Source organism: Bradyrhizobium sp. CCBAU 11434 (assembly GCF_028128895.1).
In the GTDB taxonomy this organism is placed as follows: domain Bacteria; phylum Pseudomonadota; class Alphaproteobacteria; order Rhizobiales; family Xanthobacteraceae; genus Bradyrhizobium; species Bradyrhizobium zhengyangense.
Genome location: NZ_LBJX01000097.1, coordinates 178689 through 204443 on the forward strand (window position 1 = coordinate 178689; position 25755 = coordinate 204443).

A 25755-nucleotide genomic window follows, 5' to 3' on the forward strand; every position below is an offset into this window, starting at 1 on the left:
ACCGGTGCGAACAACACGAGGATCGGCGCTTGCCCCGAGATTGCACGATTCTCGTCGCATCTCTATCGTGACACCTCATGTTTCCTGACCAAACCCCTGAAACAAGGCGAAAAAGCGATGTCCACGACTCGCGTGATCAAGGCCAACGGAATCGACCTCTTCATCCGCGAAGCCGCCGGCCAGGGACCGCTCGTGGTGCTGTGCCATGGCTGGCCGGAACTGTCGCATTCGTGGCGACATCAGATCCCGGCGTTGGCGGCCGCGGGCTTTCACGTTGTGGCCCCCGACATGCGCGGCTTTGGCCAGAGCACGGCGCCGCCGGACGTATCAGCCTATTCGATCTTTGACCTGGTGGGCGACGTCGTCGGCCTGGTCAAGGCGCTCGGCAAGACCAAGGCAATGGTGGTCGGCCACGACTGGGGCGCCCCGGTCGCCTGGCATGCGGCCCTGTTCCGTCCCGACATCTTCACGGCGGTCGCGGGCCTGAGCGTGCCGCCGCCGTTCCGCGGACGCGGTCGGCCGCTCGAGCTGCTGCGCCAGGGCGGCATTACCAATTTCTACTGGCAGTATTTCCAGGCGCCCGGTGTCGCCGAGGCCGAGTTCGAGCAGGACGTCGCCCGCACCATGCGCATGGTACTTGGCGGCCGCGGGCTTGCCGACCCGAATGCCGCGATGTTCGTGCAGGAGGGCAAGGGCTTTCTCGGTCATGCGACTGCCGACGCGCCGCTACCGGCGTGGTTGAGCGAGGACGATCTTGCTCATTTTACCGAAAACTTCCGCAAGTCCGGCTTCCGCGGCGGACTGAACTGGTACCGCAATATCGACCACAATTGGGAGCTGACCGCGCCCTGGCAGGACGCGCAGATCCACCAGCCCTCCCTCTTCATCGCCGGCGCACAAGACGCCGTCATCACCGGCCTGATCGGCGCCAAGCGCGCCAACGAACTTGAGCGCGTGCTGCCCAATCTCACGCGAAAGCTGATCATCGAGGGCGCGGGCCATTGGGTGCAGCAAGAGCGGCCCGACGAGGTCAACGCCGCGCTGGTCAGATTCCTGCGCGAAGCGTCGTCGCACTAGGCGGCGCAATCGAGGAATCAGTACAGGCCGCGGCCGGTCAGGATGCTGCGGGCCTCGGCTGCGCCGTCATCAGAGGCCGCAGGACCGCTATCGGAGGAATAGCGGCCGTCCTGGTCATAGGACACCTGGCGAACATTCTGGAGCGACCGGCCCCGGCTGCGGCTCGAGGCCGACATCTCCGAGGTCGCATTGATCGAGGCGACATCGGCCGAGGTGTTGCCGAGGCTGTAAGGCCGCCCTTCCGGCATCGGGACCTCGCCCCGGATCGCACCGCGGTTCGACGAAGGCAACTCGGGCACGAACGGCCGCGCCGAGGCGACCCGGACCATCGAGGGCGACGGCGCCGGCACGCCGGTGCGCAGAGTCGCCATCAGCTGGCGGTCATCCGAGCCTTCCAGCGGCGCCCGGCCGACATATTCGACGCGGACCTTGGCGACGCCATTTCCTTTGAATTCAAGCAGTTCGGCGGCTTTGTTCGAGACGTCGATGAGGCGGTTGCCGTGATAGGGACCGCGATCATTGACGCGGACGATCAGCGACTTGCCGTTGGAGAGGTTGGTCACCCGTGCATAGCACGGCATCGGCAGGGTCGGATGGGCCGCCGTCAGCGAGCCCATGTCGAAGACCTCGCCATTGGCGGTCAGACGGCCGTGGAAATCATCGCCGTACCAGGACGCCATGCCCTCGGCCCGGTAGTTGGCGTCCTCCTCCGGCACGTAGGTCCGGCCGGCCACGACATAAGGCTTGCCGACGCGATAGGTGCCGCCGCCTTTGGGGACGGGCTCGCCCCAGGCCACGACTCGCGGGCTCGATGACACGCCGTATTTGGGATCGACCCGGTTGGCGAACTTGTTGGACGAGGCGCAATTGGCGAGCGCTAGGCAGGTGGCGACCGCCGCAACGCACCGCGCAGCCCGCACCACCGAATCTGACCGTCGGATCCCCATTCGCCCCAAATACCATTTCGCCGGAGACGTACCCAACCCGCTTTCCTGCGGGAGCACCTCCGGACCTCAACGCTCCGGGCGGCCCACCACCGTCCCAGAGACGGTAACGATAACGCAACCCGAACACGGCGGAAATGGGGAGCCCACAGCGAACGCACCGGGATGGTAAACAGGACGTTCGCAATTCTCCGTTGATCTACGGGGCGTGAAGGCCGTGGCATCGGCTCGTCTGTGCCAGTCCCGCACAAGCTGTTGCGCTAAAAGCTCACTCCACCCCCGATATCGCTGGCTTCACCGGAATTCTTTTGACTGTGCAAGGCCGCCCGCGTTCTCTCGCGTGCAGGGGCGGGATTGGAATTTAACGATGATCGAGACGGTTTCGGCACTGATGGGTCTGGTAAGCGCGGGGATATTCCTGGCCCATGCGTTCGAAGGCTACCGCACGAGGGCCTGAAGGCACTCTCGCGGGCGACATTGCATCACCTCTTCACAGCGGCACGTTCGGACAATTTTAATCAATCCGATCGAGCATCGAGGACGAGAGCAGCAGGTGTCCCATGCGCAAACATGACCTCGTATCCGATGGCTTTCTGGCATTGACCGCAGGCGGTCTGGTCTTGCTCTGCTCGAGCCTTGTGGCGTTAGCCTTCGGCTGATCCTCCAACCACCCTTCGCATTTTCGGATCGCTGCGCATCGCAGCGCAACATGCGCGACAACTCCGCTCCCGTTTAGTTGATTGAATTCTCGTGTTCGGCGCCTCGACGTAATTTCAAGAGGCCACCACCAGCTAAGGTGTCGAACATGCTAGCCGAGAAATTCATCCTGGTTCTGGAATCGCTGATCCGCGGCGGCCGGACTTATCCCGATGGAAGCCCCCGGGTCATCAGCACCTCTGCGCATGTCCCGGTGACGCTGCCGAAGCAGAAATAGCTGCGCTTCCGCCACGCGCCCTCGCCCCGCTCAGCGCAGGCCCAACGGAGAGCTGCGATAGAGGCCGTCGCGGGCTTCACTCGCGCAGACGAAGCTGCCGTCAAACCCCTGGCCATACAGCCTCTGTCCCTTGCGGTAGTAGACACCCTTCCTGAAATCCAGCCACACCACCTTGTCGCTGGGGCAATGGCGCTGGGCCTGGTCCTCATAGCGAAACGGCGTCAGCGGTGTCGCCGCCACCTCCGCGGCCTTGCCGGCGCCAAAGACCACCGAGCTTGCAAGCGCGATCCGTCCGAGCCGTTGGCCGAAGCCGCTGCCTAGCACTGTCTGCCTCCCTGGGATCGCCGGCCGCCCATTCGGCACGATAGCATGAGACGACGCGAGCTCCAGAAGCCGACCGGGCGTGACGTCTTCCTCCGGCCGTCGGGGCGGGGTACACGAGACCAGCGTCACCTCCATCATCGGATCTTGCATGTCGGTAGAGCCCGAAACCACGACCGGCCCCCGCCCGCCCTCGCCGCGCCTCGGCCTGTTGCCGATGATCATCTTCGGGTCGCGCTGGCTGCAGCTGCCGCTCTATCTCGGACTGATCGTGGCGCAATGCGTCTACATCGTGCTGTTCCTGAAGGAGCTCTGGCACCTCGCATCGCATGCGATCGAGCTCACCGAGCAGGAGATCATGATGAGCGTGCTGGCGCTGATCGACGTCGTGATGATCTCCAACCTCTTGGTGATGGTGATCGTCGGCGGCTACGAGACCTTCGTCTCCCGCCTCGACCTCCAGGGCCATCCCGACGAGCCGGAATGGCTCGGCCACGTCAATGCCAGCGTGCTCAAGATCAAGCTTGCGATGGCGATCATCGGCATCTCCTCGATCGCCCTGCTGCGCACCTTCATCGAGGCCGGCAATCTCGGCTCGAGCCGCGCCAGCCTCACCGAGAGCGGCGTGATGTGGCAGGTGCTGATCCACATCACTTTCGTCGCCTCGGCGATCGGGATCGCCTTTGTCGACAGGTTCAGCGATACGACCACGCGCAAGCAACAGGAGTGAGGTGCTGACCGACGTCAAGCCTGGCGCGATGCGGCTTCGAGCTGCGCCAGCGCCTGGTGCAGGCACTCCTGCATCTTCTGCGCAACCTGCTCGCGCGAAATGCCCGTCGCGGCAAGGTCGCTCGAGACCTTGTTCAAGGTCTCGTCCATCGCCCGATTCGCCAGACTATCGGTCACCAGCTTCGTTGCGTAAGCAGCGGCGGCATCGCCGCTGAGCCCGAGCTCGCCTGCAGCCCACAGCCCGAGCAGCTTGTTCGACCGGGCCGCGGCCTTGAACATGAGCTCCTCGTCATGGGCGAATTTGGCCTCAAAGCCCTGCTCGCGCTTGTCGAACGTGGTCATGGTCAGCTCCATTGTGCTGGTGGGATCTGGACTGGGAGCGAAATTCTCCGTGGTTCTGGTCAGCTGCGGATCAGATCTGAAATCTTCCGGCCGAAGGCGAACGCCGTCAAGCCGTCAGGCCCGGACCAGCTTGGCCGGCTAAACGATCATACTTGCCATTTGTCAGGCAGACACGCGGCCGTATCGCCTGGGGGACATCGAGAAGCGACGCATGAACAGAGAGGTCAGGGAATTTCGACGGCTTGAGCGGGTGTGCATCGAGCAGGCCGCGCTATCGACCATGGACCTCGCCCGATCAGGCTTCCTCAAGGTCGCCGATGATTGCCGCATCGCGGCCGAGGCCATCGAGGCGCTCCACGCGCCTCGCGGGGTCGTTGCGGTCGCTGTCCGGGCACTCAAGCTTTCCCTCACCGCCACGCGCCCGTCCAGCCGGCATTGAACCGTCAGGTTTTTGCCGCGGCCGCCTCGCGGGCGAGCCGCTCGGCCCTGAGCCGCTCGCGGTTGGCGTAAAACGCCTTCTGCGCCTCCTCATGGTCGCGCATGGCCTTCTCGGCCTCGATCCGGCGAGCCGCATCACGCGCCTGGCGCTGTTCGGGTGTCAGGGGTTTGCGTCGGAAGGAAAGGTCTTCAGTCATGGCGAGATAATGCGCCGGTGACCGAAAGGTTCCAGCTCCCGCCGCCAGCCAGCCCGGTCGCATGCTGCCGAAAGAAAGCCCAAAACAACCCCATGCACAGTAGCGTGGCCCCGTCGAATCAAGCCTTGCGCGCGTCATCCTGCCCGTCCCGAGAAAACCAATTGACGCGTCGGGCAAAACAGTGGCAAAATGCGATTATTCCGAAATTGAACCCATCGATCGGCGTCAACTGCCGAAGCGATCGCTGCGATCACTCCGGCAGTTCTGTCATTCGGTCCACGGCCGGTTGGCGCGTTCAGGCCGCGCGGCTAGAGCACGTGGTAATCATGCCCCGGCAAGAACTTGTTGTCGGCCAAGGCGAGATCGAGCATCTGGCCTGACGGCGTTGCCGATGCATCGACATGCATGTTGAGGATCTGGCCCAGGGACGCGCTGCTGTTGCCATGCGCATCGCCCGCATCTGTGTTCGGCGCGATGCTGGCCGCGGCGAACTTGAAGCCATCCCCTGCGGCGACCGCAGACGTGCCAGTCGATCCGGCCGCCGCACTGCCGGCGACGGGCGGATCGTAGACGATCGTTCCGTTCTGGCCGTCGCTGACAAAGCTGAAGTTCGCTTGCTGGTACGATCCGATGAAGTGAATTGCGGCCGAGTTCGTGCCATCGGAGATGTTGAGCACGTTGTTGACGGCATCGTAATTTTCCGAAAGCGAGATGTAGTTGATGTCCTTCAGATCGATCTGATCGGAGCCGCCAAGCGTGCCATCGCCGGTGAACCCTGAGATGAACGCCTGCAGGCTCGCCGCATGATCGACAACCAGGGAAGCGGTAGAGCCGCTCGGCGCCGTGAACAGGATGGTCTGCGAGGACACCGCGCCATTCGACAGGTCGAGAGTGGCGCCGACGTTGATTTGCGCAAATCCTGAGCCGGTCAGTTGCTGATCGATCTGAAGCGCGCCACCGGCCGCCGTGATGGTCCCGTCGTTGACGATCGCCGATGTGATCTCGCCAGTGCCGACCAGAGCTCCATCGCCGCCGATATGGATGGTGTTCGCGATCGTCGTGGCGCTCGATCCGACCGCCATTGCTCAGCGTCAGCACGGCCGACGGCCCGCCCATCGAGATATAGGAAGCGGTGACCACGGAGCCCGCGCCATCAACGGTGAGACTGCCGGAGCTTCCTGACAGTTCCGCCAGGATCAGCGAGCCGGCGGTCAGGCTGCCTCCGTTCTCCACGAGAGCGGTGGCTGCGCCGCCGTTGCCGATCGTCATCGTCCCGCCGACATGCAGGCTGGCATCGTCCACGGTCAGCGTGTCGGTCACACCGGCGTCATGGTTGACGGCAAGCGTCATGTTGGTGGTCGTGACAATCGCGTGGTCTGAGATCGTCATGGTGGCGGCACCGTCGCTACCAACCTGGATGTTCTGATAGGTGCCCGAGGTGGTGTCGAGGCTGGTGCCGGCGCCCGAAATGATCAAGCTACCCGAGCTTCCTGCAAGCGAGCCGATGTTGACAAAGTCCGCGGTGATCGTGGCACCGTTTGACAACGTCAGATGCCCAGCGCCACCGAAGCCCACATTGATGCCGTCTGTATCGCCCAGGATCGCCAGATGTGATCCCGCACCATCGATGGTGAGGCTGCCGTCCCCGCCGACCTGTTGGCCGAGACCGACGTAGCCCGCGCTGATGCTACCGCCGTTTTCCACCGTGGCATGGGCCGTTCCGGAATCGCCGATCGTGAGGCCCTGAACAAGGGTCAGGGTGGCGTTATTGATATCGAGCGTGTCGATAATGCCCGCCGCATAGATGACGCCGACATCCATGTTTCCGGTCAGGACAGCGGCATGGTCGGCGATGCTCAGCGAAGCCGAGCCGGAGCTGCCCACCTGGATGTTCTGAAACGGACCCGCCGTTGCGTTGAGACTCGTGCCAGCCCCGGTCACGACGACCGTTCCATGACTGCCGACCTGGTTTCCGATCGAGAGAGAATCGCTGGTGAACGTCGCCCCGGCCGACAGATTCAAGCTGCCGGTGCCGGAAAAGCCAATGGACGCGTTGGTGAGCGTGATCTGCGAGCCCGGACCCGCCGCATTGATCGTGCCCTCGTCATCGACATAGACGGTCTGCCAGACGCCTCCGGCGTTGTTGTTGAACGTGGTCGTGGCGCCAATGCCCCCGCCCCCGGTGTTGACACCACCAAGGATGGTCCCGCTGTTGTTAATGGTGATCTGGCTGCCGCCGGCCTCGAAGATCGCGCCGGCCGAAGCGGAAGATCCGATGGTTCCGGAATTGTTGAGCGTCACCGTGCCGACCGCGTTTTCATTGACGCTGATTGCGGAGATCGTGCTCGCGGTGGTGACGGTACCGCTGTTGGTGATGGTGGTCGATCCCGTCGAACCGCTTGCCGTCAGGTTCACGGCGATACCGTTGGAACTGGTGCCGTTGACTGTGCCGGTGTTGGTGATCGAGACATCCCCGACGTGACTGCCGCCAGCGAAGATACCGGTGGTGCCGGCGCTGATCGTACCATTGTTGGTGATGGTAATGGTGCCGCCAGTCGCGGAGAGACCGGCATTCACGTTCGCAGAGATGCCGGTCGCACCAGAATGGATCGAACCGCCATTGGTGATGCTGACATTGCCGCCGTTCTGGGCGCTGGCCTGGATACCGTTACCGGGCGCTGTGATCGACGACGCAGAGCCTGTTGACACCGTGGTGTTGCCCTTGCCCCAATTGTAGGCGTTGATACCAGCGGCCGCGTCCGCCGTTATCTGCGCGTTGCTCTGGACGGTGACGTTGCCAAGCACAGCATTCGTTGCCGTTCCAACGCCGTTGGGCGCGTAGCCGACCGAGACCGCACCCGGTGTCGCTCCGCCGTTCCCGGTCACGTGCGTGCCCGAATGAATGACGTCGTTGCCTAGCACCACCATGACGTTCCCGGTGGCAGGCTCCGACGCGGCCTGGCTCTGGGCATTGACGCCAATGCTGCCGCCGTAAATCGTATCTCCGTCGCCGGTCTGGATGTTGATGTCTCCAACACCGGTGGTCGAGGCCTGGATGCCGATCAAGTTGGTCGCATGGATCGCGACATTTGCGCCAACATTGATCGCGACACTGCCGCTCCCCTTGCTGTTGGCAAAAGCCCCGAGCCCATATTGGTCGGCTGTCACCGAGGTGTTGGCCCCCTCGTTCAGCGTCACATTGCCGTTGCCGTAATTGTAACCGTTGAGGCCATAGCCTGCTGCAGCCGTGATGTTGGCGTTATTGTTGATGACGACGGTACCGTTGATGTTGGTGTTGGCCGTACCATTGGCGCCATAGTAGCCGGCGGCGATGCCCTGCGGCACCGAGCCGCTGGGGTTGAGCGTGGTGCCTGAGTTGATGACGGCGTTGTTGGTGACCGTCACCGAGCTGCCGACGCCCGCGGCAATGACCGTATCCTGATTAAGGGCACTGATGCCCGCACCTCCGGAATTGATCGTGCTGCCGGCATCGGTGAGGACCGAAACGTTGCCGGTGCCGAGAGCCGCGGCCCGGATTCCGAACTGCACTGTCGAGGCAATCGCCCCACCCGCTTCGACCGACACATTGCCGCTACCCGCGGTCGTGGCGATGATAGCGTGCTGGTTGCCGCTGACCCCGCCCGTCGCCGTCACCGAGACGTTGCCGCCATTGGCCGCGTTCAGGTTCTGCGCCTCGATGCCGAACAATGCGGCGCCCGAGCCGGTGACGCTGCCCGTCGACACCACCTGGATATTGCCGACGCCGCTTGCGCTGTCCTGCGCGAGGATGCCCGTCCCCGTCTGACCGACGATCGGACCTGACGTGGAGACGAAGATGTCGCCGGTGCCGTTCTGGGTCACCACGATGCCGTTGGCCGCGCCGGTGATGGCGCCGCCGGGTGCGACCGAGATCGCGGCCACGTTGCCGGAGGTTCCGCCGGTGGCCGTGAAGTCAATGCCGTCGCCAACCGCAGTGGCGACAGATCCCCAACCGTTGATCGCAAAATTGCCGCCGGTCGAGGACACCGCCGCGATGGTCCCGCTGACGGCGCCAAAGTTGAGAGCGAGCGTGCCGCCGTTACCGGTGAAGGTCACCGTCTGCGCAGTCGCACTGTCAAGAACCAGGGTTGCGCCGGTGTCGACCAGGACCGCCCCCGTCCCGCTCAGGCCGCCGCCGATCTCGAGTGAGCCGGACGCAACCTCAAGTGTGCCCGTGTTGTTCACGGCCCCGTTGATCATGTTGGTTCCGGACAGGTTGTCGAGGTGTCCGCTATTATTGACGACGAGGCCGTTGGCGCCGTTGATGCTGGCACCGGCTGACAGGTTGATGGTGCCGGCGTTGTTGACGGTGTTGCTCTCGATGACGCCGGTGGTCGAAGCCGTGCCGAACCCGCTCCAGGTGCCGACGGCCCAGATGCCGCTGGCCTGGTTGTTGAACGTGCCGTTGCCGACATTGATGTTGCCGGTGATCGTGCCGCTGTTGGTCAGCGTAATATCGCCGCCGCCCGCGAAAATTGCTTGCCCCGTGGCGTTAGAGCCGATGATGCCGGTGTTGTTGATGGTGACGGTACCGGTATTGTTCTCATTGAGTCCAATCGCCGCGCCATTGCCGAGGCTTGTCACCGTGCCCGAATTGGTGATGCTGATCGAGCCCGTTGCGCCGGCAGCTGTCAGGTTGGCGCCGATGCCAGAGAAGCTCGTGCCGGTTGCGGCACCACCGTTCGTGATGCTGATGCTGCCGGCACCATTGCTGAACGCGCTGATGCCGGTCTTGCCGGTCGCCGATCCGCTGTTGGTGACCGAGACGTTGCCGCCCGCGGAATCATTGGCGTTGATGCCCGAGAAGCTGTTTCCGGTCGCCGTTCCCGTGTTGGTCACGGAAATGGTACCGGCGTGCACCGCATTGCCGGCGACAAAGGCGCTGATGCCTGTCCCGCCACCGGTCGCCACGCCGGCGTTGCTGATGGTGACATTGCCGCCATCATTGGTGCTGGCGTTGATGGCGTTACCCGTCCCGTTGGTCGCGGTGACGTTCGAGGCCGCGCCAGTCGTCACCGTGGCGTCGCCGGTGCCCCAGTTGAAGGCGCCGATGCCGAAGCCATTGCTTCCCGTGACGACGATGGTTGCATTGCTGACAACGGAGACGTTGCCAGCCACGCCCGGCTCGATCGCGTTGCTTCCAGGGGAATAGCCGGCGTTGATGCCGCCACTGATGGCATCGATCGTCCCGGTCCCCGCAACGACAGAAAGGGTGCTACCGGCCGAGACCGTCGAAGATTGATCAAACGCCCCGATGCCGTAGCGGCCGGCGTTGACGGTGAGGTTGTCGGCGGTGGTGACGCTAACATTACCGTTATCGAGGGAGTAGGCCTGGATGCCGTCGTTGCCGGCGCCGCTGTTGACCGTCGCGTTGGCACCGACAGTGATACTGACGTTGCCAGTTCCACCTGGTTGTCCAGCGACACCCTCCAAGCCGAACGCCGCGACACCGATGAGATTGCCCGTGACCGTGGTGCCTGCGCCGTCATTCACCGTGACGTCACCATTGCCCCAGTTGTACGCATCGATCCCATAGCCCTTGGCGGCGGAGACGTTGCCGTAATTGTCTACGAGAACGGTCCCGTTCACGCCGGAGTTGGGACCAGGCGCGACCAATCCATAAGTTCCGCTAAAGCCGGCAATGATGCCGGCAAGCGTCGAGCCATTGGCCACGGCTCCGGATTGGATCGTTGCGTAATTGATGACTGTGACGGTTGCATTGTTCGAGGCATCGAAAATGGCCTGGTTGGCCGCATTGATACCGGTACCGGTGGAGTTGATGCTGACTCCCGAGGAGGTCGAAACGCTGACGCTGCCGATATCGCGACTGTAGGCGTTGATGCCAAAACCCGTGGACGTAATGCTGCCTCCGGTTTCGTTCACGGTCACATTGCCGTTGCCGAAATTGTTGGCCTGAATACCGTAGCCGGCCGAGTTAATGATGGCATCGCTCGTGACGAGGACGGTGCCATTGACGTTGTCGTTGTGAACAGGAGTGATCGTGCCGACAGGATTGGCATAATAGGAAGCGTTGATGGCCGCAGGTGTCGAACCATTGGGGTTCACCATGGATCCGGCGTTGATGCTGCCGTGAGCCGTGACCATGATCGTGCTGTTGGCCGAGGCCAGCATCGACGTATCGAAGTTGACCACGCTGATGCCCGAGCCGCCTGAGTTGATGACACTGGTTGCATCGGTGGTGACGCTGACATTGCCGCTGCCGCTGGTCTGCGCTCGGACGCCAAACTGCGATCCGGTGAGCGCGCCCGATGTCGTAACCGTCACGTTGCCATTGTTGGCCGTGTCGAGGTTCTGCGCGCGAATGGCTGCATAGCCCTGTGTGGTCTGAACTAGGGGGCTGCCGGTCAGGACCGGCGTAGTGCCGCTGGCACTCACCCCACCCGTCGCCGTGACGCTGATGTTGCCCGCGCCGCTGGCGCTGTCCTGGGCGACGATACCATCCCCGTCCAGGCCGGAGACAGCACCTGAGGCAATGATCGTGACATCGCCGACCCCGTTCTGGCTCGCCACAAGACCGGCGGCCGCTCCCGTCAGCGTACCGGATGGCGTCAAAACCACACTGGCCGGGTTGCCGGCATTTCCGCCAGAGGCCGTGAAGTCCAGCGCATCGCCACTTGCGGTGGTGATGTTGCCCGCCCCCGTGGCGTTGAATATTCCGCCGGTCGAGGAGACCGCCGCGATGGTGCCGCTGACGGCACCAAAGTTGAGATTGAGCGTGCCGCCGCTGCCCGTGAAGGTGACCGTCTGCGCGGTTGCCCCATCGAGAACCAGGGTCGCGCCGGTATCGACCAGAACGGACCCCGTCCCGCTGAGCCCACCGCCGATCTCGAGGGAGCCGGACGCAACCTCAAGCGTGCCCGTGTTGTTCACGGACCCGTTGATCATGTTGGTCCCGGACAGGTTGTCGAGGTGTCCGCTGTTGTTCACGACGAGGCCGTTGGCGCCATTGATACTGGCGCCGGCCGACAGGTTGATGGTGCCTGCATTGTTGACGGTGTTGCTTTCAACGACGCCGGTGGTCGAAGCCGTGCCGAACCCGCTCCAGGCGCCGACCGCCCAGACCCCGCTGGCCTGGTTGTTGAACGTGCCGTTGCCGACATTGATGTTGCCGGTGATCGTGCCGCTGTTGGTCAGCGTGATATCGCCGCCGCCCGCGAAAATTGCTTGCCCCGTGGCGTTAGAGCCGATGATGCCGGTGTTGTTGATGGTGACGCTGCCGACATTGTTCTCGGTGAGTCCGATCGCCGAACCACTCCCGAGACTCGTCACGGTGCCGGCGTTGGTGATGCTGATCGAGCCCGTTGCGCCGGCGGCTGTCAGGTTGGCACCGATGCCCGAGAAGGTCGTGCCGGTCGCAGTCCCCTGGTTGGTGATGAAGACGTTCGCGGACCCATTGTCCGAAGCGAAGATTCCGTTCGTTCCTGACGTCGCTCCGGTATTGGTAATCGTGGCGTCGCCGCTGACGGCAGTGATGCCGATTCCGGCAAACTGGGTGGCCGTCACCGTACCGTTGTTGGTGATCGAGATGGCGCCGACATGGTTGCCGCCGGAGCCGATGCCGGTCCCCGCGGCGGTGATCGTCCCGTTGTTGAAGACGGTGACTGTGCCGCCGACAGTGCCGAGGCCCATGTTCGAATTGGCGGAGATGCCGGTCGCACCGGAATTGATTGAACCGCCATTGGTGACGCTGACATTGCCGCCGTTCAGGGCATTGGCCTGGATGCCGTTGCCCGCCGCGTGGATCGTGGAGTCGGGGCCAGTGGACACCGTCACGTTGCCCTTACCCCAGTTATAGGCATTGATGCCGTTCGCCTTGTCAGCGGTGATCTGGGCGTCGCTCTGCACCATGACATTGCCGAGAACTGCGTTCGAGGCCGCCTGGGTTCCGTTCGGCAGGTAGCCGACCGAGACGGCTCCGGGGGTTGCCGAGCCGTTCGGCGTGTTCAGCGTGCCCGAATGGATGGTGTCCTTACCCAGCACCACATTGATGTTGCCGGTCGCGGGCTCCGAGATTGCCTGGCTCTGGGCGTTGACGCCGATGCTGCCGCCATAAATCGTATCGCCGTCGCCGGTCTGGACGCTGACATTGCCGACGCCGCTGACATAAGCCTGGATGCCGAACAACGTGGTCGCGTTGACTGCGACATTCGCGCCGACATTGACCGCAACATTGCCCGAGCCCTTGCTCAGGGCATAGGCGGCAAGACCGTACTGGGCGCCCGACACTGATGTGTTGGCCGCTTCGTTCACGGTCACGTCGCCGTTGCCCCAGTTATAGGCGTCGACGCCGTAACCGGCTGCGGCGGTGATATTGGCGTTATTGTTGACGAGAACCGTGCCGTTGATGGCGGTGTTCGATGTGCCATTGGCACCGTAGAAGCCGGCGGCGATGCCCTGCGGCACCGAGCCGCTCGGATTGAGCGTCGTGCCGGAGTTGATCACGGCATTGTTGGTGACTGTCACCGAGCTGTTGGCGCTTGCCGCAAGCACGGTGTCGAAATTGATGGCGCTGATGCCCGCACCACCCGAATTGATCGTGCTGCCGGCGTCGGTGAGGACGGAAACGTCGCCGGTTCCGGAAGCCGCGGCACGGATTCCGAATTGCACGGTCGAGGCAATCGCGCCGCCGGCTTCGACTGACACATTGCCGCTCCCCGCCGTCGAGGCGACGATGGCGTGCTGGTTACCAGTGACGCCTCCGGTCGCCGTGACCGACACGTTGCCCCCGTTGGAGGCGTCAAGGTTCTGTGCTTCGAGACCGACCGCTCCGCTGCCCGTGCCGGTCACGCTGCCGGTCGTGTTGACGACGATGTTGCCGACACCGCCAGCGCTTTCCTGGGCCAGCAGCCCGATGCCCGACTGATTGGTGACGGCGACCGCCGAGACGACGGCAATGTCACCGATAGCGTTCTGGACGACGCTGATGCCGCTCGAGGGCGTGCTGAAGCCGGTCAGTGTCACCGCGCTGGAACCGGCAACCGGCGTGAAGGAATGGCCGGCGGCATTGGTGTTGACGGCGAGCTGGGACGAGATCGACCCGTCGCTCAGCGCACTGAGGTTCGCGCTATAGCCGCTCTGCCCGCCGTTCACGTTGACGGAGACCGAGTTCTGACCGTCGGTAAAGGTGACAACACCCGTATCGGTCGGCTGAAGCCCGCTGATCGTGAAATTCAGCAGCGCCGAACCTGCGGCATTGACTTGCGTGTTGGTGACGGCCAGCGCCAGGGCGGCTTGCTCGCCGGCGGAATGATCGACCGTATAGCTTGCCGACGTGTGTGTGCTCTGGTCCTGCAGCGCTACGCCGCTCAGATCCTGCACGGTGGTGCCGGCGAAACTGAGCGACAGTGCGCCATTGCCGGAACCCGGATTGATCTCGACCAGATATTGCGCGCCGGCGCTCCCCGCCACGGCCGTAACGCTCGTGATGCTCGCGCCGGTGAGACCGCTTGTAGCGAGGCTAAAGTCGCTTGCGGTCACCCCCTGGACCGAGTTGGAGAAAGTCAGCAGGTAATGGACCGCGCTCGAGGCGGTTGGCGAAGCGTCGGTCGGCGTCAGGCTGACGAAGTCTGGTGCCGCGGGTGCGAGGCTTGCAGTCGATACCTGGCTGACGGCGCTTTGAACGGCGGTTGAAAGGGCTGTGCTGGTGTTGTTGGCGACAGCACTCGACAGATCGCCGCTTTGGGTGCCCGTTTTCAGATCCGCGGACGCACTGCCCTGCGCCACGATCGAGGTCGCGCTGACATTGGCGAGGAGATCCGCGGTGGTGCCACCGGTCGACGCCTGCACGGCTTGATCGGTCGCCGTGTTCACTGACGTGACGACGTTGGCGATTTCACTCGTTTGCGTACCAGTCAGCGTGGCGCCCGCGCTGGTCAGCGTGCTCGAGACCACGGCGCTGACAACGCTTGAACTGGTGAGGTCGAGACCACCTGTCGACACGATCTGGGCGGCGAGCGCCGAAAACGCGCCGGTCGCTGCCGACGTGAAGGTCGACGCACCGGTGCCCGAGACGGCCGATGCCACCATCGACACGGTATTGAGCACCTTGGCCGCCGCCACGAAGGGCTGGGCGTCGCCGGTGTAGGCGTTCGTCAAGATGTCGGTCTTGGTGAGATCGATGGTCGGGTCGATGCCAAGCGCTGCGGCGACGGCCTGGGAAGCGGCCGCCACGTCACCACCATTGGCGGCCGCGACCGACTGGACGAGCGTCGTGAGCGCGGTGACCTGGGTCGATCCCGTGGGCGCGGTCAGCACGCCCGTGAACTGCTGCCCGGTCGCGGTGTCGGTACCGCCGGTCAGAACCAGAGGCCCTGACGTCGTGCCCGCCCCCAACACGAAATGGCCGCCCGCGTCGGTGATGCCGGACGCCTCCCCGGCGTCGAGCTTGCCGTTGCCGTTGGTGTCGGCAAACACCGTAGCACCCGAGATGTAGCCGTCGGTGGCGAGGCCCGAAACCTGAGTGATGGTCACCACGCTATGGCTGGCAATATCCGTGCTGTTGCCGGCAGTGTCGGTCGCAATCGCGTGCAGCTGGTCGTACGACCCCACGCTCAGGACCGTATGAAGGCTCCACGTGCCGTTCGCAACGCTGGCCGTGCCAAGCAGCGTCGCGCCGTTGAAGACCTGAACCTGGGCGACGGCGATGTTGTCCGAGACCGTGCCAGACAACGTCGCGCCGCCGTCGTTCGACATCGTTCCCGTCGTGTCAGGATTGTCCAGCTTGACCTGGCCGAAGCTGATGACCGGAGGTGTGTTGTCGACCGTTACGGTGGCGAGGTCTGATGCCGTGGTGTGATTGCCGGCGACGTCAGTGACGACCGCGTAGAAAGTGTGCGCACCGCCCGTCAGATTGGAGGCCGTATAGGCCCAGGCACCGTCGCTGCCGAGCGCTGCGTCGCCGACCTTCTGGTTCGTCGCATGGTCGTAGATCGCCACCGAGGCAACGTCGTTCAGATCGGTCGCATTGACCTTGATGATATCGGACGTGAGCTGCGTCGGGCCCGAGACGGATTCCGACTCCGAGACGACCGTCGGGGCCGTGGTGTCGACCGTTACGGTGGTGAGATCAGCTGTCTTGGTCTGGTTGCCGGCGGCATCGGTGACAACAGCATAGAATTTGTAGGTGCCGTCGGCGAGACCCGAAGCCGGATAGGTCCAGACGCCGTTGCTGAGCGTTGCGTCGCCGACCTTCTGATGCGTTACGTCGTTATAGATCGCAACAGACTGGACGCCATGGGCGTCGCTGGCATTGACGGTGATCACCTCGGTGGTGGACTGAGTCAGTCCGGGATTAGACTCCGACTGTGAGTTTACCGTCGGGGCCGTCGTGTCGATCAGCACGTATTGGCTGGTGCCGGCGCTCGCCTTGATGCCTGCAATATCCGTCGCCGTGACGGAAAGCTGGTTGTAATTGCCATCCGCAAGGGGTGCTGCACTGCACCTTTCAGAAGGTCTCCTGACCCTGGGCACCATCGGCTCGGAAGGCATCGATGAGCTGCACGATGGTTTCAGGCGGAAATGGCGAGCACCGGAGCTGAACTCGCACCGGGCCCGCGGACTGGACCTGATCTTCAGGGGATGGAAGGGCGTACTGACCGAACAGAACTGCTTTACGCCGGACGAGCTCCGGCGCGATCTTTTTCATCAGGAATTCTTCATGCGCACGGTTTTTTCATCGTTCGCCGGCGTCATCCTCGCCAAGGAAGGCGTCTCGCGATTGTCGACCTCCATCATCCGCCGCGCCGACCAGGAGCCCTATAGCCGCGAGGAGATCGAGGACATCAACGCGCTCGCCGGCCAGCTGCAGAACATCGGCCGACTCATGGTCCGGGTCGGGCTGGTCTCCTCGCAAAGATTGGCGGACGCGCTCGCGCTCAACGGCCAACCGATCGCTCTGCTTGGCTACGAGGGCACGATCATGCATGCGAGCCCCAGTTTCGAACAAGCGATCCGCGGCGCGCTCGCCATCAAAGATCGTCGCATGGCGTCCTGGCATCCTGACGCGAACCAGAAGCTGGGACAGGCGGTCGGATCCGCAACCAGGCGGGACACGGATCACGCAGCGCCCTGCAAGCCGATCGTTCTGCCAAAACGGAATTCGGCGCGCCCGCTGATCGCGACCGTCGTCCCGGTCGTCGGCCACGCGCGGGACCTGTTCCACATGGTCGCCGCCGTGATCTCGGTCGTCGATCTCAATGCGGAGGCCCCTCGCCCGAACGTCGTCGCCTTGCAACAGGCCTTCGGCCTCAGCCCCGCTGAAGCCAAGCTTGCCGCCGACATTGCACTCGGCAAGACGCTGCTCGAGATTGCGGCCCAGAGCGGCGTCTCCAGGGAAACGCTGCGCAGCCGTCTTAAATCCATCTTTGGCAAGACCGCGACGTCACGGCAGTCCGAACTGGCGCTGCTGCTGTCGCGGATTCCGATGGGAACCCCGCGCTAGAACAAAAGCGCAGGCTATTCTAAGCTGCTCAGCAGTCGCCTCAATGCCTATTTCGAGTTCAAGGTGGTGACCGGTCGCCAAAATCCCTGTTTATCCTCCAGCAGCTCCCTGCACCGGGCGAGCATTGCCTTCGCCGGAATATCCTGCGGTTGATCCGACAGCACCTTCTCGAAATCAACGATCGCGTCCTCGAGCTCGCGGCTACGATATTTCGCAAGGCCCAGCTCGTAGCGCGCGACCCACGTTACGGCGTGGCGTTCTGCGTCGGCCTTCCCTGCCAAGCCGATCAGTTCATGGACAGCGATCCCCTCCTCGCGGCCGTAGACTGCGATACTGTCGATCTCGCGTGTGACAATGGCACCGCGGGCAAGGCGCTCGGTTGCCTCGCCGATCAAGACTTGCGTGCCATAGCTCTTGTTCGCGCTTTCGAGGCGACTCGCCACGTTCACGGCGTCGCCGATCACCGTGTAGTTCAGCCGCAACTCGGAGCCGATATTGCCGACCAGCATGCGGCCGGAATTGATGCCGATGCGGATCTGCAAGGGATGGCCGAGATCGTCGGTGAGGCCGGACTCCGCGATCGCGCGGCGGATGTCCAGCGCGGCGCGGCAGCAGCGCTCCGCGTGATCGGCTTGCGGCTGCGGCGCGCCCCAGAACGCCATCACGGCGTCGCCGATGAACTTGTCGATCGTCCCGCCATTGGCGACGACGACTTCCGAGGCAAGGTCGAGATAGCGCGACAGCAACGGTACGACGCGGTCGCCCATGCGCTCCGAAAGGCCGGTAAAGCCGGCCACATCCACGAACATCACGCTCAATTCCTGGATCGCGCCACCGGGTTTTGCCTCGACGCCCTGGCGCAACAGCGCGCGGACGAGGTCGGCGGGAATGAACTTTCGGAACGCCGAAAGGCCGGCGGCCATCTCTGCGATGGCTCCCGACAAGCTCGCGATTTCCTTCAATCGCGAGGGATGGCGGCGCACCAGCTCCAGTGCAAAGGTCTCGACGTGGCGGATCTCGCCGACGACACGGGAGAGCGGTGCCGCGATCACCGTGCGGGCGAGCAAGGCGGACGCGAGCGCCGCAAGCACCGCGCCGACGGCGAGGCCGAGGATCAAGTGCCGTAGCGTTGTCTCGACAGGGCCGAGAAATTCGGCCTCTGGAATGATGGTTGCGAGCCGCCAGCCGGGAAACGGCAGCGGCGTGAGTGCAAACTCGTAGGCGGCGCCGTCTGAGGTGAGCCGGCTACGCCAGCCGTCCTTGGCAGTGCCGGCCTGGGCCAGGGCCTTCTGCGCCAGCGGCAGCAACTTCTGGCCACCGCGCGCGGGGTGCAATTCGTCGGCATCCTTATCGGGCGCGGCGACGAGTTCGCCGTTGCCGTCGAAGATGAAGGCCGTTCCGGTGCGGCCAACCTCGAGCTGGGCGAGGAAGCGCGCAAGGCGCGTGTATTCGATCATGATTGCGAGAACGCCCTGGCGTTCTTGATAGACGTCGATCGGACCCGCGAAGGCGATCGACGGACGTTGTCCGATCGGATGGTCCGTGACCTTGAACCATTCGGGCTCTTCGCCCGTGAGTCCGGTCTTGAACCAGGTGCGATCGGCAACGCGGAAATCGGTCGGCTCGAAACGTCGGTTGGCGAACTCGATGTCGCCCGGCACGACATCGTATTCGTCAACGCGGCGCTGGCCGACATGATCGGTCAGCGAGATCTCCATCATCTCGAGCCGGCCGTCGCCGAGCTTGTGAGCCGCGAAGAACGCGCCGTCGGGCCAGCCGAACGCAACCCAGGAGATCGTCGCCTGCGATTGCAGTTGGGACAGGAACACGAATTCACGCTTGTCGGCCTCGCGGGTATCGAGGACGTTCTGCAGGAATAGGGTACGGATCGCGGTGTGCGCCGCGCGCGCCTCGTCGACGATCGCACCGACTTCCTTGCGGACGGCGGCGACGATCTGCTCATTGATGGTCGAGGCAAGTTGCCGGCTGGTTGCCTCCGCCGTGCGCCACCACAGGAGGCTGGACAAGGCCGCGGTCAAAAGGATCGCGGTCAGGACCAGAGCCGACACCGCCAGACGGATGCTGAACGTCAGCCGCCGTAGCGTCTGGCTTGATGTCACGCGTCCGGGATGGGCGTTCATGGCGTGATCCGACGGGTTGGCGAGGTCGACTGCTAACCTTCTTCGCAGGCCCGCAGCTGTTCGTTACCTCTGGCAGATGCTGGCAGTCCCGGCCAATGCCCACGGGCTAAGGTCTCCATAGAGACAAGGCATTGGAATTATCCCGCGTGCCCTGCGCTAATCCGCCCCCAAGCGCACGGCGTCGTGCGCGTCACCCAATGGTCTCACCAACTCGTGAGCGGTTTCTCCTGTAACGGCGGCTGCGGCGAGGACGAACGAGACAGTGGGCCCATCGCCCTACTCCAGAGGAGATATTTCATGTCTGCCAGGACCACCATCAGCTCGCTCGTACTCGCCGGCGCCGTCTCAACCGCACTCGCAACCCTCGCCTCGGCCGCTCCGCTGACCAAGGCCGAGGCCGATGCCGCCATCGCAGCCAAGAAGGAAAAGTGCTTCGGCGTGGCGCTGAAGGGCCAGAATGACTGCGCCGCCGGCCCGGGCACGACCTGCCAGGGCACCTCGACCGTCGATTTCCAGGGCAACGCATGGAAATTCGTCCAGGGCGGCACCTGCGCCAGCATCGATCTGCCTGGCGGCAAGAAGGGCTCGCTCAAGCCGGTCTGAGGCACACGCCACATCAAGGCAAACAAGCGCGGAGGAGCGACATGGACGCAACGATCAGGCTACGGAAGTCTGCGGCCGTCCCCCTCCGCTTTTCGCTTCCCGTCGACGGCGTCGCGGGGACGAGCTTCAAGCCCGAGCACATCACCGCAATTCTCGACGAGGGCCCGCAGCGCGGCTTCTTTGAGGTTCACGCCGAGAATTACATGGGCGCGGGCGGACCGCCCCATCGGATGCTGGAACGGCTGCGCCGCGATCATCAGCTCTCGCTGCACGGCGTCTGCATGTCGATCGGTGGGCCCGCGCCGCTCGACCGTGCGCACCTGGCGCGCTTTCGCGGCCTCGTCGCGCGCTACCAGCCCGCCCTCGTCTCCGAGCATCTGGCATGGTCGACACACGAGACCAGCTTTTTCAACGATCTCCTGCCGTTGCCTTACAACAAGACGACACTCGCCCACGTCTGCGACCACATCGAAGAGGTTCAGGAGGCGATCCGGCGGCCGATCCTGCTGGAAAACCCCTCGACCTACGTCGCGTTTCGAACCTCAACAATGTGCGAAACAGATTTCATCCGCACCGTGTCCGAGCGGACCGGCTGCGGCCTGTTGCTCGACATCAACAACGTCTTCGTCTCCGCAGCCAACCACTGCTTCTCGGCGCTGCAATATCTTGCCGACTTCCCCTTGGCACGTGTCGGCGAAATTCACCTTGCCGGCCACGCCGAGCAGAGCGACGGCGAAGGCAAGCTGTTGCTGATCGACAGCCATGACGGTCCGGTCGCGGACGCAGTGTGGAAGCTGTTCGAGATCGTGATCGCGCGCTGCGGCCCTGTTCCGACGCTGATCGAATGGGACAGCAATATTCCGGATTGGCCCGTCCTGCAGGCCGAAGCCGCGGCCGCACAGGCGATCCTGGATCGCCATATCAGGACGGTTCGTCATGCAGCCTGAACCGCACGCCTCCTACGCGGCCGCGTTCGCGCCTGCCTTGCTCGATCCTGGCAGCGAGGTACCGAGCATCGTGACCGGGCCATGCGGCAAATCGGCCGTCACGTGCTACAACGTCTATCGCAACAACGTCACGGTCAGCCTGATCGACGCGCTCGCGTCGATTTACCCGGCCGTGCAGCGCCTGACGGGAGAAGATTTTTTCCGTGCCATGGCGCGTTTCCATATCCGGGAAATCCCGCCGACGTCCCCCCTGCTGTTCGACTACGGTCGCAATTTTCCGGCCTTCATCGAAGGTTATGAACACGCGCAGTCGCTGCCCTGGCTCGCCGATGTCGCGCGGATCGAGCGGGCATGGCTTGACGCCTATCACGCCGCCGACAGCACGACGCTTTCGCCGTCTGCACTCGCAACTGTCGCGCCGGATCGCCTAGCCAGTCTTGTCTTCACTGTGCATCCGGCGACCCGTGTGGTGCGGTCGTCTTACGCGGCGGTGACCATCTTTGCCGCCAACCGCGGCACAGCGGCTGCGAGCACCATCGACGCATCTGTACCAGAAGACGCGCTGATCACGCGGCCGGACGCCGATGTCGTTGTGCAACTGTTACCGCCCGGCGGCGCGGCGTTCCTGGCCTGCCTGATGTCGGGATGCATGCTGGCAGAAGCCGCTGCAGCGGCGCTGGAAGACGAACCCGAATTCGATCTCGCCACCAACATCGCCGGCCTGTTCGAGGCGGGCGCCTTCGCCTCGCTGACGTCTGGAGACGCAAGATGATCTCAGAACAACGCATCGCGCCCGCAACAGCCATGCCTTCTTTCGGAGCGCTCATCGACCGAGCCAATGGTCTCGTCCAGACGATCGCAACTCCATCCATGGTGCAGCTCGCGCTGCGCCTGGCATTGGCGGTCCCATTCTGGCGTTCCGGGATCCTCAAATGGACTGGCTTTCTCAAGCTCAGCGACGTTGCGGTGACGCTGTTTACCGACGAGTTCATGCTGCATCTGCCCGGCGGCCCCTATCACTACCCGATCCCCGCGACGATGGCCTTCCTGTCCGGCTGCGGCGAGATTATGTTTCCAGTCCTGCTGGTGCTCGGCCTCGGCACGCGCTTTGCCGCACTTGGGCTGCTGTTCATGACCGTCATCGTCGAGCTCACCGTGCCGGACGGCTGGCCGGTCCACATCACCTGGGCCGCGATGGCGCTGGCGATCATGGCCTATGGACCGGGGCGGGTCTCGCTCGATCATTTGTTTTGCAGGTTTGTGATGCGTCCCGACCGATAACGCCCGGATAGTTGTGACCGTCCGTGCGCGAAGCCCTCAAGTTCAACTCGAACGCAATGGAGGAACGTCATGGAAGTCAACGAAGACCGCCTCAATTCTTTCATGGGCAAGATGATCGGCGACGTCGGCGCAGCGATGAGCGCTTCGCTTATGCTGCTCGGCGACAAGCTCGGCCTCTACAAGGCTCTTGCACAAGACGGTCCGATGGATGCCGCCGCCCTGGCCAAGGCGACCGGCACCGCCGAGCGCTACATCCGCGAGTGGCTCGCGGCACAGGCCGCTTCTGGCTACGTCGAGTACGACAGTGCTACAGGCACATTCTCGATGCTGCCGGAGCAGATTCTTGCGCTGGCAGACGAGGACAGCCCTGTCTTCCTCGGCGCGGTCGGCAGCCTCGTCTCAGCGACTTTCCTCGACGAACCCAAGATCGAGGACGCCTTCAGAACCGGCAAGGGCGTCGGTTGGAACAAGCGCAGCGAGTGCCTGTTCTGCGGAACGGCGCGCTTCTTCCGTACCAGCTATAAGCATTATCTGGTCCAGGATTGGCTCCCTGCACTCGAGGGAGTGGTCGACAAGCTCAAGCGCGGCGCCAAGGTCGCCGACGTCGGCTGCGGGCACGGCGTTTCGACGCGATTAATGGCCGAGGCGTTTCCCAATTCGACGTTCTACGGCTTCGACTACCACGACGGCTCGATCGAGGCGGCTCGCAAGGCCGCAAGCGAGGCAGGGCTCTCCGGTCGCGTCCACTTCGCCACCTGTTCGGCCAAGACGTTCCCGGCGCAGGCCTACGACCTCGTTTGCTTCTTCGATTGCCTGCACGACATGGGCGATCCCGTCGGCGCGCTACGGCATACCCGCTCCACGCTTGCCGATGACGGCACCTGCCTCTTGATCGAGCCGTTCGCCAAGGACCGTCTCGAGGAGAATCTGAACCCGGTCGGGCGCGTCTACTACGCGGCCTCGACGATGGTCTGCACGCCGGCATCGTTGGACCAGGAAGTCGGCCTGGCCCTGGGAGCGCAGGCTGGCGAAGCGCGACTGCGCGATGTGGTCCGCCAGGGCGGCTTCACGCGTTTCCGCCGTGCCGCGGAGACGCCGTTCAACCTGATCCTCGAGGCGCGCCCGTAAGACATAGCAGGATGTCCGTGGTCATGTCCCCACGGACATCCTCTCGTTAAATCCCACGCGGCGAGCTCATCACGGCCAAGGCAAGCGACAATGATCCCGATGGCACGTCTCATTCGGCTGCCATCGGCATCATCTCGTGCTGATCATGCAGGATCACGCCCGCCAGCGGGTCGAACTCGCCTTCCCATGGCTTGCTTGCCAATGCCGCCCGGGTGTGTGCATAGCCAGCCTCCCAGCGCCGCATGATCCCGGTCGGGCTGAAGTCGATATCCTTGGTGTGCGTCTCATGATCGAGTTGCGGGGCAAGCAGCCGCACCACATGCATTCGTGTCGGACAGCCATAGCTCATCAGTTCACGGACTGCCGGATTACCGCGTTCGTGCTCGGGGAGCCTTGCGGCCAGCTGGTTGATGACGTGACGCAAACGATGCGCCTGCTGCTGGCGCGTAACTTGGCTTGCGATCCGACTGGAGTATTGAACGTCCTTATGGCGGTTCAGGACCTCGGCCATCGTGGTTGGCTCACCACCTACGGGATTCCAGAGATGCACCGCGAAGATCAGCGAGTTCTTGCGCGGATTGTCGTCGAACACCGCTTCCGTCGGCGTGTTGGACAGGATCCCCCCGTCCCAGTAGAGCTCGCCGTCGATACGCACGGCCGGAAACGCCGGCGGCAGCGCGCCTGACGCCATCACATGCTTCACTGTCAGCTCGCCGTCGCGGCTGTCGAAATAGCGCATACGACTCGAGCGCACATGGGCCGCGCCCACCGTGAGCCGCGGCGTGCAGCGATTGACCAGGCTGAAGTCGACAAGCTCGTTCAGCGTCTTCTCGAGCGGCGCGGTGGAATAGAAGCCTGCGTGATCGGCGCCGAGCGGATAGGAATCACCGGCATGCGCCAGCGGATTGGGCCGGAAGAAGCCGGGAATGCCGCTGGTGACGGTCGACCAATAGGTGAGCTTCTCGTTGAAGCCGGGGAATGCGGTGCGGAAGCTCCAGGCCGGGCTCTGCTCCATCCGCTTCCAAAACACTTTCAGCCGCTCGAGCCGATGCTCCGGCTCATTGCCAGCGATCAGGCTGGCATTGATCGCACCGATCGAGGTGCCGATGATCCAGTCCGGCTCGATCCCGGCCTCATGCAAGGCCTGGTAGACGCCGGCCTGGTAGGAGCCGAGCGCGCCGCCGCCTTGCAGCACCAGCACGACCTGGCCCGGCAGGTCACGTGACCCGATACTCTCTGTATTGCCGTTCATGTCGCGCTCCCTGTGAGCTTGCACTGGTTGAATATCCGGGAATCGTCGCGGTTTGTTACGCCGGCTCATGTCAATGCGCGGTCCAGCCGCCATCGACCGGCAGCGCAATGCCGGTGATCGAGCCTGCAGCTTCCGTCGAGAGAAACACCGTGAGAGCGCCGAGTTCTTCCACCGTGGTGAAGCGCTTGTTGGGCTGCTGCGCGAGCAGGACGTCGCGGATCACCTGGTCGCGGGAAATGCCGTGAGCCTTGGCCTGATCGTCGATCTGCGCTTCGACCAGCGGCGTGTAGACATAGCCGGGACAGATCGCGTTGCAGGTGATCGCCTCCTCCGCAGTCTCCAGCGCCGTCACCTTGGTCAGGCCAACGATTCCGTGCTTGGCGGTGATATAGGCCGCTTTGAAAGGCGAAGCCACAAGGCCGTGCGTCGAGGCGATATTGATAATACGGCCGAAGCCGTTCTGGCGCATCGCGGGAAGTGCAAGCCGCGTGGTGTGAAAGGCCGAGGTCAGATTGATCGCAAGGATCTGGTCCCATTTTTCGACCGGGAATTGATCAAGCGGCGCGACGTGCTGGATGCCGGCGTTGTTGACGAGGATGTCGAGCCGGCCGGACTCCGCGATGGTCGCGGCGATCATCTCGGCAATCGATTTCGGCCGGGTCATATCGGCGGGCGAGAAGCTTGCCTTGACGCCGAACTCGGCCGCAATCTGCTCACGGATCTTGCCGATCTCGGCCGCGATGCCGAGCCCGTTCAGGACGACGTCGGCACCTTCAGCGGCGAGCGCCCTGGCGATGCCGAGCCCGATGCCGCTGGTCGAGCCCGTGACGAGCGCGACTTTGCCGGCGAGCGCCCTTGTGGTCTGAGATGTCTGTGGCTTGACGGGAATATTCATGGCCAATCCTCCTATGACGACGGGTCG

At 63.7% G+C, this 25755-nt stretch carries 19 protein-coding genes; 10 read left to right on the forward strand and 9 right to left on the reverse strand.

The genetic code is table 11. The annotated features are described in order from the left end of the window. Positions 1 to 117 precede the first annotated feature (117 nt). Entirely contained in the window at positions 118 to 1077 is a 960-nt protein-coding gene (locus tag XI06_RS28840) for an alpha/beta fold hydrolase (RefSeq protein ID WP_237868922.1), read from the forward strand. A 17-nt stretch (positions 1078 to 1094) separates the two neighbouring features. Here the strand turns inward: XI06_RS28840 and XI06_RS28845 are convergent, their stop codons facing one another. Then, on the reverse strand, positions 1095 to 2024 hold the full coding sequence (locus XI06_RS28845) for a septal ring lytic transglycosylase RlpA family protein (RefSeq protein ID WP_237869988.1): 930 nt from the start codon (positions 2022 to 2024) through the stop codon (positions 1095 to 1097). Between the two features lie 802 nt (positions 2025 to 2826). On the opposite strand from XI06_RS28845, the gene XI06_RS28850 reads away from it, so the two are divergent. After that, positions 2827 to 2955, forward strand: a complete 129-nt coding sequence (locus tag XI06_RS28850; protein ID WP_271597404.1) for a hypothetical protein — start codon at positions 2827 to 2829, stop codon at positions 2953 to 2955. Between the two features lie 30 nt (positions 2956 to 2985). On the opposite strand, the gene XI06_RS28855 is transcribed toward XI06_RS28850, so the two are convergent. Beyond that, a complete protein-coding gene (locus tag XI06_RS28855; RefSeq protein WP_237862577.1) occupies positions 2986 to 3279 on the reverse strand; it encodes a hypothetical protein in 294 nt (97 codons plus the stop codon). Between the two features lie 148 nt (positions 3280 to 3427). On the opposite strand from XI06_RS28855, the gene XI06_RS28860 reads away from it, so the two are divergent. Continuing rightward, positions 3428 to 4006 carry a TIGR00645 family protein gene (locus tag XI06_RS28860; protein ID WP_237868918.1) on the forward strand — a complete coding sequence of 193 codons (579 nt, stop codon included), beginning with the start codon at positions 3428 to 3430 and terminating at the stop codon, positions 4004 to 4006. Between the two features lie 14 nt (positions 4007 to 4020). Here XI06_RS28860 and XI06_RS28865 read toward each other — a convergent pair whose 3' ends face one another. Further along, positions 4021 to 4347, reverse strand: coding sequence for a DUF1476 domain-containing protein (locus XI06_RS28865; protein WP_237868916.1), 327 nt, complete (start codon positions 4345 to 4347; stop codon positions 4021 to 4023). Positions 4348 to 4558: 211 nt separating this feature from the next. Here XI06_RS28865 and XI06_RS28870 point away from each other — a divergent pair, with 211 nt between their 5' ends. Continuing rightward, the gene (locus XI06_RS28870) at positions 4559 to 4786 is read left to right on the forward strand and encodes a hypothetical protein (RefSeq protein WP_237868914.1); all 228 of its coding nucleotides are present in this window, start codon (positions 4559 to 4561) and stop codon (positions 4784 to 4786) included. Positions 4787 to 4790: 4 nt separating this feature from the next. Here XI06_RS28870 and XI06_RS28875 read toward each other — a convergent pair whose 3' ends face one another. The 3 genes from XI06_RS28875 to XI06_RS28885 all read right to left on the reverse strand — a co-directional run bounded on the left by XI06_RS28875 (position 4791) and on the right by XI06_RS28885 (position 16686). Beyond that, on the reverse strand, positions 4791 to 4982 hold the full coding sequence (locus XI06_RS28875; RefSeq protein ID WP_237862395.1) for a hypothetical protein: 192 nt from the start codon (positions 4980 to 4982) through the stop codon (positions 4791 to 4793). A gap of 324 nt (positions 4983 to 5306) precedes the next feature. Then, entirely contained in the window at positions 5307 to 16529 is an 11223-nt protein-coding gene (locus XI06_RS28880) for an Ig-like domain-containing protein (RefSeq protein ID WP_271607056.1), read from the reverse strand. Beyond that, on the reverse strand, positions 16486 to 16686 hold the full coding sequence (locus XI06_RS28885; RefSeq protein ID WP_237868911.1) for a hypothetical protein: 201 nt from the start codon (positions 16684 to 16686) through the stop codon (positions 16486 to 16488). Before XI06_RS28885 ends, XI06_RS28880 begins: the two co-directional genes overlap by 44 nt. Before the next feature lie 12 nt (positions 16687 to 16698). Between XI06_RS28885 and XI06_RS28890 the strand changes: the two genes are divergently transcribed. Then, a complete protein-coding gene (locus XI06_RS28890) occupies positions 16699 to 17481 on the forward strand; it encodes a helix-turn-helix transcriptional regulator (protein WP_271607057.1) in 783 nt (260 codons plus the stop codon). Between the two features lie 47 nt (positions 17482 to 17528). Here the strand turns inward: XI06_RS28890 and XI06_RS28895 are convergent, their stop codons facing one another. Continuing rightward, positions 17529 to 19622 carry an adenylate/guanylate cyclase domain-containing protein gene (locus XI06_RS28895; RefSeq protein WP_237890087.1) on the reverse strand — a complete coding sequence of 698 codons (2094 nt, stop codon included), beginning with the start codon at positions 19620 to 19622 and terminating at the stop codon, positions 17529 to 17531. Positions 19623 to 19919: 297 nt separating this feature from the next. Between XI06_RS28895 and XI06_RS28900 the strand changes: the two genes are divergently transcribed. The 5 genes from XI06_RS28900 to XI06_RS28920 all read left to right on the forward strand — a co-directional run bounded on the left by XI06_RS28900 (position 19920) and on the right by XI06_RS28920 (position 23581). Next, positions 19920 to 20225 (forward strand): BufA1 family periplasmic bufferin-type metallophore, encoded by a 306-nt coding sequence (locus tag XI06_RS28900; protein ID WP_237862391.1) that lies wholly within the window; start codon positions 19920 to 19922, stop codon positions 20223 to 20225. 41 nt (positions 20226 to 20266) lie between these two features. Then, entirely contained in the window at positions 20267 to 21172 is a 906-nt protein-coding gene (bufB, locus tag XI06_RS28905; RefSeq protein WP_237862390.1) for an MNIO family bufferin maturase, read from the forward strand. Further along, on the forward strand, positions 21162 to 21944 hold the full coding sequence (locus XI06_RS28910; RefSeq protein ID WP_237862389.1) for an HvfC/BufC N-terminal domain-containing protein: 783 nt from the start codon (positions 21162 to 21164) through the stop codon (positions 21942 to 21944). Before bufB ends, XI06_RS28910 begins: the two co-directional genes overlap by 11 nt. Then, positions 21941 to 22453, forward strand: a complete 513-nt coding sequence (locus XI06_RS28915) for a DoxX family protein (protein WP_237862388.1) — start codon at positions 21941 to 21943, stop codon at positions 22451 to 22453. The genes XI06_RS28910 and XI06_RS28915 overlap by 4 nt, the downstream gene beginning before the upstream one ends. 69 nt (positions 22454 to 22522) lie before the next feature. Further along, positions 22523 to 23581 carry a class I SAM-dependent methyltransferase gene (locus tag XI06_RS28920; protein ID WP_237868908.1) on the forward strand — a complete coding sequence of 353 codons (1059 nt, stop codon included), beginning with the start codon at positions 22523 to 22525 and terminating at the stop codon, positions 23579 to 23581. A gap of 109 nt (positions 23582 to 23690) precedes the next feature. Here XI06_RS28920 and XI06_RS28925 read toward each other — a convergent pair whose 3' ends face one another. Both XI06_RS28925 and XI06_RS28930 read right to left on the reverse strand, forming a co-directional pair. Next, positions 23691 to 24833, reverse strand: a complete 1143-nt coding sequence (locus XI06_RS28925; protein ID WP_237862386.1) for a patatin-like phospholipase family protein — start codon at positions 24831 to 24833, stop codon at positions 23691 to 23693. A 70-nt stretch (positions 24834 to 24903) separates the two neighbouring features. Then, positions 24904 to 25728 (reverse strand): 3-hydroxybutyrate dehydrogenase, encoded by an 825-nt coding sequence (locus XI06_RS28930; protein WP_237868907.1) that lies wholly within the window; start codon positions 25726 to 25728, stop codon positions 24904 to 24906. Between the last annotated feature and the right edge of the window lie 27 nt (positions 25729 to 25755).